Below are 12,807 nucleotides of genomic sequence, written 5' to 3'. Positions count from 1 at the left end.
GCCGGACCAGTAAACCGGAGGCGGAATTGGTGTCGGGGGCGGCGCTGTGCTGACCCCAAGCAGGCTGGCTATGGAAATTGTCGTGCTCGGCTTCAACGGCTGCCTAGGAGCCGGATTCGTTGGCTCAGTCGATATGCTGAAGCTCAGCTCGCTAATGATCAGCAAAGAGGACAACCGTCAGCCTTTCAAGACTTTGACGGCGAGTTTTAATGGCAAGCCATTTGAAGATAGTAGCGGGCGCGCTCTAAGTGTAGAAAAGAGCGTCACTGCGATCAAGGCGTCAAGCGCGATAGTGGTACCTGGCTATCTATGCGACGACAATGCTGACTTCCTGTCAACGCCGCAGATTGGTACATTGGCCGCGTGGCTTCGCCGTCAACATGCACTTGGTGCTTTGGTATGCGCTTCGTGTAGCGGCGTGTTTATTCTTGGCGAAGCTGGGTTACTTGATGGTCGCCGTTGCACAACCACGTGGTGGCGTCACGATGAATTGAAAAGCCGCTATCCGCGAGCCGACGCTATATGGGGCGCTCCGCTCATCGAGGACGAGAGGATAGTAACGTCGGGCGGGCCTTTATCGTGGGTTGACTTGTGTTTGCATGTCATTCGTTCGCTGTGTGGTGGAGATGCTGCAAAGATAGCTGCTGATTTCGCGGTCGTCGACACGGCCCCCTCGACGCGCTCGGTATATGCTCCACTTAGTCATTTTGCTGCGGCGAACGCCTTCTTGCTTGAAGCGGAGCACGTCGTCCGGCTAGCTGGAGAGGACCCTATGACAGCGCAAGACCTCGCACGCGCACTTGGCATGTCGAGTCGGACTTTGAATCGGCGGCTAAAAGAGGCGACCAGCGAGACGCCAAAGCAATTTATTGATCGCGTGCGCTTCGAAACCGCTCGAATGCTACTTGAGACGACAAAATGCTCGCTGAAGCAACTGGCTGCAAGCTCTGGGTATTCGGATGCAGCGAGCTTTCGACGAGCATTTTATCGATACTCCGGCATGACGCCTGGGGCTTACCGTACCCAGAGTCGCAATCGACAAACTTAGGCTCCGGACCCATAAAGAGTCCCATCGGTTCGAATTTCTGACTCGGGGCTTCGGAGAGGGAGGCAGCTAATGATTCGCAATTTTTTCTGGCTTGACTGTCACGGAACGCACGTCAAAGACAGTTCCGTAAGCGTCGAATGCGTGTGCTGCCACAGTCACCCTCCAGCATGAGCCACGCCTATGTTCGAACTTCTTCCGCTCGAGCACAATGTGCCCGCTGAGAGGGGCTCGTTTAGCGACGTGGGCGCTCCGGTCTGCTTTGTTCGCGTGCAAATAAGGTCATATCTCTCGGCGGGAGGCGAGAGGGGCCTGTCATCATCACTACAAACCTCACCGAATGAATCACGAGTACACGTTTCACGCAGTCCCTCGGCGCGCTTTTATCCATGCCCTATAGGCACCTGGGGTCATTCCAGAATACCGCTGAAATGCGCGGCGAAAGCTAGTTTGATCTGAGTATCCTGAGGTCTGCGACAACTCTTTAACGGAATGTGCAGTCGTCTCGAGCAGCGTTCGAGTGATTTCAAAACGTACTCGATCGATGAAGCCTTTCGGAGTTTCTCCTGAGGTTTCTTTAAGGCGTCTGTGGAGCGTCCTCTCTGAGGAATTGAGCGCAACTGCGAGTTGCCGGGCTGTTAGCGGTGCATCACCGGCCTGGCGAACCACCCTCTCAGCTTCAAGCAAGAACCGGTTGGACGCTGCCAAATGTCCGGGAGGGACATAAATGGTTTGAGTTGATGGCGTCGTGTCAACAACCGTGAAATCTGCAGCCTCTTTCGCGGCGTCACCACCGCAAAGAGAGCGAATGACGTGGAGCGAAAGGTCGATCCATGAAAGCGGCCCGCCCGCAGTTACAACACGATTTTCTTCAATAAGAGACGCACCCCACGCGACCTGTGCGCGTGGATAATTGGCCTTCAAATCATCGTGCCGCCACCACGTTGTTGTGCAACGGCGACCATCAAGTAGCCCAGCCTCGCCAAGAATGAAGACCCCGTTGCAGGAGGCGCACACAATTGCGCCAAGCGCATGTTGATGCCTCAACCAGGCCGCGATTGCACCAATTTCGATAGAGAGTGACAGACGATTATTACCATCACATATGTAAGCTGGGACGATGACAGCGCTGCAAGACTTGATCGAATCAAGGCCCTTATCTACCTCCTGCCGCCTACGGTTTCCGTCATCAAAAGGCGCGCCATTAAAGCTCGCGGTAACGACTTCAAACGGCAGCGGTCTACCTGGCTTCGTGAGCATCCGAAGACTCATCGTAAGCATGTCATAGGGACCCAGAAACGCAGACCCGATGCAATCGCGATAGCCAAGGACAACAACATCCATTGCGACGCCCTGACGTTTGGCAGACTTTGTCTCGAGTTTGGCAAACTCGATGGCAAGCCCGGTATTCTTATTGTCAAACGAGACTAGCTGTAATCGATCTCAAGGTCGAGCACATTTCCCTCACGGGAGGAACCAAGACCGCCCGGATCAATCGGAGGATGAAAAATGAGTGTGACAACAGAAGTTGCGGGCCGGTCCCGTGCAGAAGTGGAAAAAGTTGTCGACCTAAGGGGAATGTGGATCGGGCTCGCCGTTCTGAACGGGTTCTATCTGATCGTGCGCATATACGAGCAGATTTACGGCTGGCGGGCTGGCCTCGATTCATTCGCGCCGGAGTTCCAGACCTATTGGATGAGCATTCTGTGGACGGAAATTCCGCTGGAGCTCATCTCAGGCATCGGCCTCGCCGGCTGGCTCTGGAAGACGCGCGTGCGTGACATGTCGACCGTGACGCCGCGTCAGGAGATGAAGGCCATCGCCGACAATGCAGCCTGGCTCGTCGTCTATGCGGCGGCGATCTATTGGGGCGCGTCTTTCTTCACCGAGCAGGACGGCACGTGGCACATGACGGTGATTCGCGACACGGACTTCACCCCGTCGCACATCATCGAGTTCTACATGAGCTATCCGATCTACTCGATCATGGCGATCGGCTGCTTCTTCCATGCGAAGACGCGAATCCCCTACTTCTCGAAGGGCTATTCGATTGCCTATCTGATCGTCTCGATCGGACCCTTCATGATCATTCCGAACGTTGGCCTGAATGAGTGGGGCCACACGTTCTGGTTTATGGAAGAGCTGTTCGTTGCGCCGCTGCATTGGGGCTTCGTGTTCTTCGGCTGGATGGCGCTCGGCGTGTTCGGGGTCGTGATCCAACTCCTGCTGAACATCCATCGTGTCATCGGCAAGGAAGGCGTCGAACTGCTGACCGGCGCGTAAGGCTCAAGATTCTCGCGCCGCGGCCGCGTTTGGACCTCCTGACGAACGACGGCGCGGCGCGGGAGGGAATGCGAAAAACTCCCAGAATCGAGCTCATTTCGTCGCCTCTCGCCGCCTTCTGCGGCGGGAGGCGATGGACGTCAGACCAAAAATTGCGGCATTCTCGAATCTAGAGACGCGGTGCCGGAAGACGAGTGGAGGCATGCTCATGATGAGGCTCCTATTGATTCTCCTCGCGGCGATCGGCTTGATCGCCCGCGCGGACGCACAGGCGGTGCGCAGGGATTCCGCCAAGGCTTTCCAGAAAGTTCGCGAATGCGCGACCCAGATGGGGCCTAACATCATAACCTTCAGCTTCTATCAGCCGACGCAATCGCGAAGCCAGTTCTGCGAGGACATTCCTGAGACAGGACCGACGACCATCGTGGTCGACACGATGCAGGACGAATTGCGGGACATGATGGTGGAGATCCGCATCGTTGAGGCGGACCCGAAGGGGGACGACGAGGCTGCGCCGAACGAAGCCTACCTGCCGCCCGCGCAGTTCCAGACCGGCGTTATCCAGCTCGAACACGACTTCAGGAAGCAAGGCGACTATGTGGCGCTCGTGCGGGCGCGCAGCGAAGATGGGCGCAAGGAATACAACGCCCGTTTCCCCTTCTCGGTCGGGGAAGCGTTTCTACGCGATTGGACTGCGGTCGCCGTCGCTACCGTCGTAGCGCTCGCTCTGGGCGCGGGCTGGTACGCGCATGTCTTCGGCAAGCGATCGTCGAAAAAGACCAAGCTCCGCCACGCGTGATGGCGACCGTTTGCTCCCTTGGAGCGAACGGTCTTCGCGCTGGATCGTATCGCGAGCGCAACGAAGCAATCCACTTTTTAGTGCGACTCCTGGATTGCTTCGTCGCTTACGCTCCTCGCAATGACGGTCTTTGCATTCCAAAAACGGCGTGCATCTATGTCGACGCTGTGCCCGGCTCCTCGAAGGCCAAAGCCGCTCCCTGCCGCATGGGCGTCGCGCCGGCCGCCAGCACGTAGCCGAGGCGGTCGAGGCTGGCATGCCCTTCTTCTCGATCTCGGGCTCCGACCTCGTCGAAATGTTCGTCGGCGTCGGCGCGTCGTGTGTGCGCGTCATTGCCGCCGCCAAGGCCGGCGGACAAACTCGGCACGGTCGCCTATGCCGATACGCACCAGGAACATTTCCTCGGCTATTCGATCCGGCACCAGACGATCTCCAAAGCGACGTAGCAGACGATCGACGCCGAAGTGCGGCGGCTGGTGCAGGAAGCCTATGATGAGGCCAAGCGCATCTTGACCGAAAAACACAGGCAACTCGATACGCTCGCGAATGGGGTGCTCGAGTTCGAGATGCTGACGGGCGAGGAGATGAAGGTTCTACCCGAGGGCAGGCTACCGCTGCGGGAGTCCATGGAAGTCAGGTCACCAGATGATAGGCGGCCAATAGTCGATCCATCCGGTTATGACTCGAAACTGCTTCATTATTGCTCATATCGTAACTGCATTTTTCCCGAATCTCATCCTAGCAGGCTTAATGGCGTGGGATGTGCTACCGGCCGTTCATCAGTGAATCCGTGCCGGACATCCCAACGCCGGCCGGCGTCGTCGCCAAGACGGAAACGCCGCGCCGCGTCCTTTTCGAGCTCTCGCTGCAGAACCAACGGCCCGTGATCGGCGGGCGCGGCACTTCCGCCGAAGCGATCATCGAATTGGGGGGAGGAGTCAACGCGGCGGGGGCGATCGAGGGTGACAAGCCGATGGCGGACGAGGCCATCATCGCGGCGGCGCCTGACATGGTCGTGATGATGCGTCGCGACGGCACGGCCTCGGAGGAGAACCATGGAACTCAGAGGAGTTAGGCTCCGTTAGTACGCCCTTGGCGTCGGCACTCGACGGGATTCTATGTAGGCTACGTGCTCGCCACCATTGATGGACGACAATCGTCAGCACGCCGCTGCGCGTCTACTTTTGGTCAAGCTCCTGTTCCAATTTCTCCAATAGCGCTTGTAACTCGTCGGGCAGCGGTTCCCCGATGATCTCTGTGAGCTTAATCCGTAGCTCCTTGCCGATTTGCTGGAGACCGGCGAAGGGCAATTCCTGGAGTTCGCGAGCGAGCGGGTCGCTTCTTTGGTTGTTTTTTTCTGTCATCACGGCCCGCCCGAGGCCGCAACTTTTCTGCGGTGGCTTTGTTCCATGATTTCTTAACAGTCGGATTCGCGCCATGTTCGGCCCGGTCAAGGCCAGGTTGCTCGGGCCGGCGTCCAACCCAGGCGCGCGCAGTATGCTAAGCACGACGCCACTCCGTACCGAAGACAGCTTGCCGCCGGCGGCAGTCGTCTATGACCGCCTCGATCGGCAGCGCGTCGCGCAGCTCCGCCGAAAAAAATCCAGCGCGCACAAATTCGCCAAAAGGCTGCAATCCGCGTCGCGCCATAAGGTCGCGGAGAGAGCGGTAGGCTGCGGCCGCCACGGTATGGATCGCCAGTTCGTCTTCTTCCGCAAACCAAAAGCGGATCGCGGCGTCCAGTTTCTCCTGGCAGCGGCCGCGTTCGTCACGGGCATGCCCGCGCCGTCAGCGTCCAACTACATGCCCTTGCTCAACCAACGATACGCTATCCCCAAGTTGGATTTGCCAGACGCAACATCGCCTCGCCTAACCCTTGGCGGCGATCGCAGCGACGCAGACGGAGGCAAGTTTGTCCCTTCGGGTTAGGGCGCGCGTGTGGCGGTGAATGGCGCTGCGATAACCGTCGTCGCCCGCGCAACGCCATAAGGCGGCAGTTTCGCCAGAATGTCCGCGCCCGCCGGGTAAACAGCGACTTGACCGCCGGTTGTCAGAAGGCGAGAGGCAGCGTTACGCGTCGGTTAGCGCATGAATTTTGGTCACGCGTCTTGCGCGCGACTGGCGATTGCCTGGGCGTGTTTCTTTGCCGCTGCGCTCGCCGAAGGATGCGCCTACGCCGCTGAAGAGCCGACAAAGACTTGAGTCGGCGGGTTGCCTGACGATTCCGACGAAGGCGCCCGTCTGTAACGGGATAATGCCGCCCGGGGATTCCGGGATAATGGCGCCCCCCTTTTACGAGATGATCCCGCCCGGGCGCCGCGTTCGTTGACCGACGAGATTTGTCTCACCTCCGATTGTTTTTGGTCAAGTCGTTTTGGGTCCTTTGGCGCGGGCGCGGCGCAGGCTCTCGCCGACGAGTTCTACGCGATGCGCGTTGTGCACGAGGCGGTCCAAGATCGCGTCGGCGTAGGTGGGATCGCCGATGACCTCATGCCATGAGGTCACGGGAAGTTGGGATGTGACGATCGTCGATCGTCGCCCATAGCGCTCTTCGAGGATTTCCAGGAGATCGTGGCGGGCGCCGGCGTCGAGCGGCTCGAGGCCGAAGTCGTCGAGGATCAGGAGATCGGCGCGGCCGAGGGATTTGATAAGACGCGGTGGCGCCCATCGCCGCGCGCGAGTGCAAGGTCTTCGCAGAGCTTCGGCCAGCGATGATAGACGACCGAGCGATTGTCCCGGCAAGCCTTCTGGCCGATGGCGCAGGCGAGCCAGCTCTTGCCGACGCCGGACGGACCGACGAGGGCGAGATTGTCGTGGGCGTCGATCCATTGGCCCTCGGCTAGCTTCTGGAACAGGGCGCGGTCGAGCCCGCGCGCGGCGCGGTAGTCGACATCTTCGATGCTGGCCTGCTGGCGGAGTTTTGCGGCGCGCAGCCTGGCCGTCAGCCGCTTGTCGCGTCGAAGAGACGCTTCTCGATCAAGCAGCAGCGCGAGCCAGTCGTTGCGGTCGATCCCTTTCGCCTCATCTGTCTCTGCGAGTTCGGCGAAAGCCTTGGCCATTCCGTAAAGGCCGAGGGCGTGAAGCTGGTCGAGGGTGGGATGTTTAAGCAAGTCGCTGTCTCCTAATGATAGTAGCGCGGGCCGCGGATATTGGGGTGAAGGATCGGAGCCGCGTCCGCGGCGCGCTTTGCCGCCGGCTTCCGATCGAGCTTGTTGTCGAGGATGGATTTGACCGAGCCGTAGGTCTTCGCGCCGATCTCGATGGCGCGCTCCGCCGCGGCCTCGACGCGCTCGGACCCGTAGGGGCCGACAAGGCGGACGATGCCCAGACAAGCGCGATAGCCCTGTTCGGGATGAGGCCGCGCCTCCAGAATCTGCTCGCAGAGCGCCGCCGTCGCCGGGCCGATCTTGCGGGCGTCCTCGCGGATGCGTTCAACGGTCCAGCCGGCATAGCGCCGGTGGCTCGACGGCATGTGCTCGGGAATGGTCGTGTGCTTGCGGTTGCCGCTCATCCGCAGATGGACGGCGATGCGCTCGCTCTTGCAGAAAATCTCGACGCCGCGGACGGTCAGGCGCGCTTCGACCTCCGCCCGGGCGAAGCGATAAGGCACGGAGTAATAATGCGCGTCGATCTCGACGTGATAGTCGATGCCGACGCGGCGCAAGCGCCATTCGCAATATTCGTAAGGCTCGACTGGAAGCGCCTTCAATGCCGGGCGGTCGATCTCGTCGAACAATTGGCGACGGGTGACACCGAGCCGGCGGATGGGGCGCTCCTCGTTGAGAGTTTTCAGCATCCCGTCGATGGCGGCGTTGACCTCCGCGAGGCTGTAGAAGGTTTTGCGACGCAGCCTGCCGAGCAGCCAGCGTTCGACGATCAGCACCGCCGATTCCACCTTCGCCTTGTCGCGCGGTTTTCTGGGCCGGGCCGGCAAAAGCGCGGCGCCGTAATGCGCCGCCATGTCGGCGTAGGTGCGGTTGACCTGTGGATCGTAGAAGCAGGCTTTGACGATGGCGGTCTTGGCGTTGTCCGGCACGATGAGCTGCGGAACGCCGCCGATCGCCTCAAGCGCGCCGACATGGGCGTCGATCCAGTCAGGAAGCGTCTGCGTCCAGCTCGCTCTCGCGAATGTGAGGCTCGACGCGCCCAGCACCGCGACGAATATCTGCCCCATGCGCACTTCGCCGGTGAGCCTGTCGACGACGACGGGAACGCCGTCGCCGGCGTAATCGACGAACAGGCGCTCGCCGGCGGCGTGGGTCTGCCGCATGGTCACCGACAGCGTTTTCTCGAAGGCGCGATACAGCTCGCAAAAGCGCGAATAGCGATAGCCGCCGGGGTTCTCGGCGATGTATTCGTCCCACAGGATCGTCAGGGTGACGTGCTTGCGCTTCAGCTCGCGATGCACGTTTGCCCAGTCCGGCTCTTCGACGCGCCGGTGACCGCGCTTGCTGCGCCGGTTGGCGTAAAGCGCCGCCTCCAGCGCGTCGTCGTTCATTCCCTCCGGCAGCGGCCAGGAGAGCCCGGCGCCCTCCGCGCGTTCGAGCGCTTCCCGAACCGTCGAACGCGGCATGCCGAGACGCCGGGAAATCTCGTGCGCTGAAACCGACGCGGTCTTCAGCCGAATAATCTCGCGCGCCTGGCGCATCGTAATCCGCTCCGCTGGCATGAATCGCTCCCCCTTGGATTGCCAAAGGAGCGACTTGATCAGGCCAACGGCCGCGGTGAGCCACTGCACGAAATCACCCGGGCGGGATCATTCCGTTGCAGGGGGCGGGATCATCTCGGAATCGGGGGGCGCCATCATTCCGTAACGGGTGGGCGCCTTCATCTCGTTTTAGGGGGCGCCATCAAGCGGAATCAGCAACGCTGCAACTCCGGGAGCCAAACCACGCCTATCCGAACACGTGCGAGCGCATCAAGCTCCGGGACAGACGGCAAGGGGGCAGCTCGCGGAAACTAGAGGAGCCGCTATGAGAGACGAATGACGACCCGCGCCCACATGTTCGCTGGGTGGGCGGGGGCGTTATTGGTGGTCTTGCTATGCAGGTCTTGGCGGCCCTTAGAACACAATCGCTGCGGTTGTCGTGAAGCTCGTTGGCGGAGCTGCTTAGGGTTTTTGTTCTAGTCGGGGCTGAGCCGGCGAGCCGGCGCAGGGTCTTTCGAGCCTGCGCCGATACATCAGGCGAGAATGACTGGCTATCGATGCCTACGGCTCATCCAGTCGGCGCGTGCACGGCCGGCACTCGCTTAAACTCGCGCGTTCAGCGTCACATAGGCCGAGCGCGGGGTGCCTGGCGTGTTGTTGTTGTTATGCTCGAAGACATAGTACGTAAGCGCTTAGCCGATCCCCTTCTGCCGAAAATGTTCTGATCATGCGAAGAAGCCCCTGCTTTCGAGGGTGGCTGTAATGACCAGAGACGTCAAAATGGACGCCCAAATGGGCGTCTCGAAAGAAGGCTACGCGGGACGGATTGAGGTGGTTGCCGGCCCCACGGGCCGTCGGCGACGCTCTGAGGCGGAGAAAGCTCGGATCGCCGCCGAGAGTCTGACGCCGAACGCCATCGTGGCCGATATCGCTCGCCGATACGGAGCGACGCGCTGGCAGATCTACGATTCATAGTACCGCGCGCCAGCCAGATTCTCGACGTTGAGCTATCCCGAGACATTCTCGCTCAACCTGATGAACAAGGCGCCGTCCACGCGCGCGTAAACGGGCACCACGACGAAATTGTCGATCGCCGGATAGAACTTGGAATTGTACCACGCCGGCGCCGACGCCCAGAACGCCAGGGCCCGCCGAAGCCGCTCACGTCGTTCACGTCCTGGTAGCCGGCGAGCCGACCTAACCCAGACCGCCGTAAATTGCCAACCAAGAGCATGCTCTTGCCGGTGCAGGCGCCGGCAAGAGTCTCGCCCGCCATGCCGCTCAGGCCAAGCGCGTCGTCGAGTTCTCGATAAGGCGACCACGCCAACATCAGAGGTCACGACCGAACCCCGAATTGCATCTTTTAGACGGCGGTCAAAATCGAGCCTGAGAGCCTCTCCATCCGATTCACCCGCCGCGTTCGTCATCGCCGCCTCACTCAACGAGCCTAACCTTCTAAAAATTGCTATAAATGACGAATTGTACAGTGAAATCAGAGTTCATCCGGCGAGTGCGGGCCAAAATGTTTGCTCTCATAACGCGGGCGAGAGTTCCGCCAATGACAGATGCTGTGAGTGTGGCAAAGTGGTGAGAGAACAGCCGGCGCTGTGGGAGTGGTGACTGCCCCCGCACCGAATAGTCCTATAGCCCTCTGCTTAGGTCGTATATGGCGGCATCTCAATTTTTCGCTCGGGGTCCAACCTGGCTTGCTTCAGTCGCAGGGAATTGACGACGACGCTTACAGATGACAGCGTCATCGCTGCGGCGGCGATCGTTGGTGATAAGAGTAGCCCGAAGATCGGATAGAGCGCGCCAGCGGCAATGGGCACGCCCGCGGCATTATAAATGAACGCAAAGAACAGATTCTCGCGGATGTTGCGCATCGTCGTCTTGGAGAGGCGTCGACCACGCACGATGCCCCCGAGATCGCCCTTCAGCAAAGTCACCCCCGCGCTTTCGATCGCGACATCGGTTCCGGTTCCCATGGCGATTCCGACATCGGCAGCGGCCAGTGCAGGGGCATCATTCACGCCGTCTCCCGCCATGGCGACGATTCGACCCGCCTCGCGCAAGCTGGTCACGACTTTGCTCTTGTCCTCAGGGAGGATCTCAGCTTCGATCTCGCCGATTCCCAAGCGTTTGGCGACGGCCCGCGCCGTTGTCCAGTTATCGCCGGTTAGCATCACGACATCGACGCCATCTTCGCGCAGCGATTTCAGCGCGGCGTCCGTCGTCGCTTTGATTGGGTCAGCGATGCCGATGACGCCGGAAATTCTTCCGTCTATGGCGACAAAGATAGCAGTCGCGCCGTCTTCCCGCAGGCGTTCAGCGTCGCTATCGAGCGGCGTCGCATCGACGCCGAGCTCCACAAGGTATCGACGATTGCCGATCGCGACCACATTGCCTTCGACCCGACCGATGACGCCCTTGCCCACGGGGGAATCGAAATCCGTCGCACCTTTGAGCGCGAGCCCGCGCTCGGCTGCGGCCTGAACGATTGCGAACGCCAGGGGATGCTCGCTGGCGCGTTCAAGACTCGCCGCCGTCGCCAACAGATCTTCCTCGGAGATCCCGGTGACGGCGAGGATGGCCGTGACGCGCGGCTTGCCTTCGGTGAGCGTCCCGGTCTTGTCCACCACCAGCGTGTCTATTTTTTCCAAGCGCTCCAGCGCCTCGGCGCTTTTTATCAGCACGCCCGACTGCGCGCCGCGTCCCACGCCGACCATGATCGACATCGGCGTCGCAAGACCGAGCGCGCAAGGGCAAGCGATGATGAGAACGGAGACCGCTGCAACAAGGCCATACGTCATGCGTGGTTCCGGTCCCCAGATTGCCCAGGCAAGAAATGCAATAACGGCGATGAGAATGACGGCGGGCACGAACCATCCCGCCACTTGATCGGCGAGGCGCTGTATTGGCGCGCGGCTTCTCTGCGCGGATGCGACCATCTCGACAATCCTTGAGAGCACGGTGTCGCGGCCAACCTTCTCCGCGCGCATCACAAAGCCGCCAGTCTGATTAAGCGTGCCGCCGATGACTCTGTCGCCTGCAATCTTCGTCACCGGCATGGATTCGCCGGTGACCATGGACTCATCGACCGAACTGCGGCCCTCGACGAGTTCGCCGTCCACAGGAACCTTTTCTCCTGGACGGACGCGCAGGCGCTCGCCGACCTTCACAAGATCCAGCACAACTTCTTCGTCGGATCCGTCAGCGTTAATCCGAGTCGCCATTTTTGGCGCGAGATCGAGGAGCGCGCGTATGGCGCCGCCGGTCTGTTCCCGCGCGCGCAATTCAAGAACTTGTCCAAGCAGAACAAGGACGGTGATAACCGCCGCCGCCTCGAAATAGATCGGGACAGAGCCATCGAGGTTGCGGAATGCCGGCGGGAAGAGCGACGGCGCCAATGTTGCGATGACGCTGTAAATCCAGGCGATGCCCGTTCCCATGGCGATGAGCGTGAACATATTCAGATTACGTGTCACGAGCGATTGCGCGCCTCGAACCAAAAACGGCCAGCCAGCCCAAATCACGACCGGCGTCGCCAAAATAAGCTGAAGCCAGTTCGACGCCTGCGGCGCTAGCAAGTGATGGAGATTGAATAAATGTCCGCCCATCTCCAAGACGAGCACCGGCGCCGCCAACGCCAGCCCGATCCAGAACCGCCTAGTCATGTCGACGAGTTCGGCGTTCGGTTCGGCTTCGGTCGAAGCGACGAGTGGCTCAAGCGTCATGCCGCAGATTGGACAATTTCCGGGCCCGATCTGACGAATCTGCGGATGCATCGGGCATGTGTAGATAACGTCCGCTACATGGGATGGGTCTTGATGCGCATCCTCGATTGTGACACCGCCACGGGCCGTCTTCGATTCCTCATGCGAGGCGCGATCATGCCGATGCTCGTGGGCCACTCGGTTCATCCTTCCTTGCGCCGTCAGAAGCGGCATCGTAATTGATCTAGGCGTCCTTTGCGCAAGGTCGATCGTCGTTGCTCACTCGGCAATACGGCCGCCCCGCTTCCAGAAATGGCGG

11 protein-coding genes and 3 pseudogenes are annotated in these 12,807 nt (G+C 60.4%); 7 read left to right on the top strand and 7 right to left on the bottom strand.

Annotated elements, in window-relative coordinates; all coding sequences use genetic code 11:
* Window positions 1-70 precede the first annotated feature (70 nt).
* A complete protein-coding gene (locus AC0X69_RS21475; protein ID WP_109026921.1) occupies window positions 71-1,048 on the top strand; it encodes a GlxA family transcriptional regulator in 978 nt (325 codons plus the stop codon).
* A gap of 357 nt (window positions 1,049-1,405) precedes the next feature.
* Here AC0X69_RS21475 and AC0X69_RS21470 read toward each other — a convergent pair whose 3' ends face one another.
* Window positions 1,406-2,389: a GlxA family transcriptional regulator gene (locus AC0X69_RS21470; RefSeq protein WP_109026920.1), complete on the bottom strand. Its 984-nt coding sequence runs from the start codon at window positions 2,387-2,389 to the stop codon at window positions 1,406-1,408.
* Between the two features lie 165 nt (window positions 2,390-2,554).
* Here AC0X69_RS21470 and amoC point away from each other — a divergent pair, with 165 nt between their 5' ends.
* The gene (amoC, locus tag AC0X69_RS21465; protein WP_109026919.1) at window positions 2,555-3,328 is read left to right on the top strand and encodes a bacterial ammonia monooxygenase, subunit AmoC; all 774 of its coding nucleotides are present in this window, start codon (window positions 2,555-2,557) and stop codon (window positions 3,326-3,328) included.
* A 208-nt stretch (window positions 3,329-3,536) separates the two neighbouring features.
* Entirely contained in the window at window positions 3,537-4,127 is a 591-nt protein-coding gene (locus tag AC0X69_RS21460) for a hypothetical protein (RefSeq protein WP_245435102.1), read from the top strand.
* A gap of 154 nt (window positions 4,128-4,281) precedes the next feature.
* On the opposite strand, the gene AC0X69_RS21455 is transcribed toward AC0X69_RS21460, so the two are convergent.
* Window positions 4,282-4,494: a hypothetical protein gene (locus AC0X69_RS21455; protein ID WP_245435149.1), complete on the bottom strand. Its 213-nt coding sequence runs from the start codon at window positions 4,492-4,494 to the stop codon at window positions 4,282-4,284.
* A 97-nt stretch (window positions 4,495-4,591) separates the two neighbouring features.
* Here AC0X69_RS21455 and AC0X69_RS21450 point away from each other — a divergent pair.
* Window positions 4,592-4,657: pseudogene (locus AC0X69_RS21450) on the top strand (hypothetical protein); the annotation flags it as partial.
* A gap of 230 nt (window positions 4,658-4,887) precedes the next feature.
* Complete coding sequence (locus AC0X69_RS21445) at window positions 4,888-5,202, top strand: hypothetical protein (protein ID WP_245435146.1); 315 nt, start codon at window positions 4,888-4,890, stop codon at window positions 5,200-5,202.
* A 103-nt stretch (window positions 5,203-5,305) separates the two neighbouring features.
* On the opposite strand, the gene AC0X69_RS21440 is transcribed toward AC0X69_RS21445, so the two are convergent.
* On the bottom strand, window positions 5,306-5,491 hold the full coding sequence (locus tag AC0X69_RS21440; protein WP_109026916.1) for a hypothetical protein: 186 nt from the start codon (window positions 5,489-5,491) through the stop codon (window positions 5,306-5,308).
* Between the two features lie 73 nt (window positions 5,492-5,564).
* Between AC0X69_RS21440 and AC0X69_RS21435 the strand changes: the two genes are divergently transcribed.
* Entirely contained in the window at window positions 5,565-6,056 is a 492-nt protein-coding gene (locus AC0X69_RS21435; protein ID WP_124740578.1) for a hypothetical protein, read from the top strand.
* Window positions 6,057-6,491: 435 nt separating this feature from the next.
* Here AC0X69_RS21435 and istB read toward each other — a convergent pair.
* Window positions 6,492-7,237: pseudogene (istB, locus tag AC0X69_RS21430) on the bottom strand (IS21-like element helper ATPase IstB).
* 11 nt (window positions 7,238-7,248) lie between these two features.
* Window positions 7,249-8,775, bottom strand: a complete 1,527-nt coding sequence (gene istA / locus AC0X69_RS21425) for an IS21 family transposase (protein ID WP_432431939.1) — start codon at window positions 8,773-8,775, stop codon at window positions 7,249-7,251.
* 762 nt (window positions 8,776-9,537) lie between these two features.
* On the opposite strand from istA, the gene AC0X69_RS21420 reads away from it, so the two are divergent.
* Window positions 9,538-9,750 carry a transposase gene (locus AC0X69_RS21420; protein ID WP_109026914.1) on the top strand — a complete coding sequence of 71 codons (213 nt, stop codon included), beginning with the start codon at window positions 9,538-9,540 and terminating at the stop codon, window positions 9,748-9,750.
* A 190-nt stretch (window positions 9,751-9,940) separates the two neighbouring features.
* Here AC0X69_RS21420 and AC0X69_RS21415 read toward each other — a convergent pair.
* Together AC0X69_RS21415 and AC0X69_RS21410 are read right to left on the bottom strand one after the other, a co-directional pair.
* A pseudogene (locus AC0X69_RS21415) lies at window positions 9,941-10,202 on the bottom strand (IS1380-like element ISCARN79 family transposase); the annotation flags it as partial.
* A 228-nt stretch (window positions 10,203-10,430) separates the two neighbouring features.
* Complete coding sequence (locus AC0X69_RS21410; RefSeq protein ID WP_164479499.1) at window positions 10,431-12,695, bottom strand: copper-transporting P-type ATPase; 2,265 nt, start codon at window positions 12,693-12,695, stop codon at window positions 10,431-10,433.
* Between the last annotated feature and the right edge of the window lie 112 nt (window positions 12,696-12,807).

The organism is Methylocystis sp. Uni0008, assembly GCF_056838045.1.
The sequence above is the reverse complement of the archived record's forward strand: the minus strand, read 5'-3'. Positions and strand labels throughout refer to the sequence as shown.

Coding starts and splice junctions, on each gene's coding strand:
- AC0X69_RS21475 (WP_109026921.1), top strand. CDS start 71: ATGGAAATTGTCGTGCTCGGCTTCAACGGCTGCCTAGGAGCCGGATTC.
- AC0X69_RS21470 (WP_109026920.1), bottom strand. CDS start 2,389: ATGGATGTTGTTGTCCTTGGCTATCGCGATTGCATCGGGTCTGCGTTT.
- amoC (WP_109026919.1), top strand. CDS start 2,555: ATGAGTGTGACAACAGAAGTTGCGGGCCGGTCCCGTGCAGAAGTGGAA.
- AC0X69_RS21460 (WP_245435102.1), top strand. CDS start 3,537: ATGATGAGGCTCCTATTGATTCTCCTCGCGGCGATCGGCTTGATCGCC.
- AC0X69_RS21445 (WP_245435146.1), top strand. CDS start 4,888: ATGTGCTACCGGCCGTTCATCAGTGAATCCGTGCCGGACATCCCAACG.
- AC0X69_RS21440 (WP_109026916.1), bottom strand. CDS start 5,491: ATGACAGAAAAAAACAACCAAAGAAGCGACCCGCTCGCTCGCGAACTC.
- AC0X69_RS21435 (WP_124740578.1), top strand. CDS start 5,565: ATGTTCGGCCCGGTCAAGGCCAGGTTGCTCGGGCCGGCGTCCAACCCA.
- istA (WP_432431939.1), bottom strand. CDS start 8,775: ATGCGCCAGGCGCGCGAGATTATTCGGCTGAAGACCGCGTCGGTTTCA.
- AC0X69_RS21420 (WP_109026914.1), top strand. CDS start 9,538: ATGACCAGAGACGTCAAAATGGACGCCCAAATGGGCGTCTCGAAAGAA.
- AC0X69_RS21410 (WP_164479499.1), bottom strand. CDS start 12,695: ATGAACCGAGTGGCCCACGAGCATCGGCATGATCGCGCCTCGCATGAG.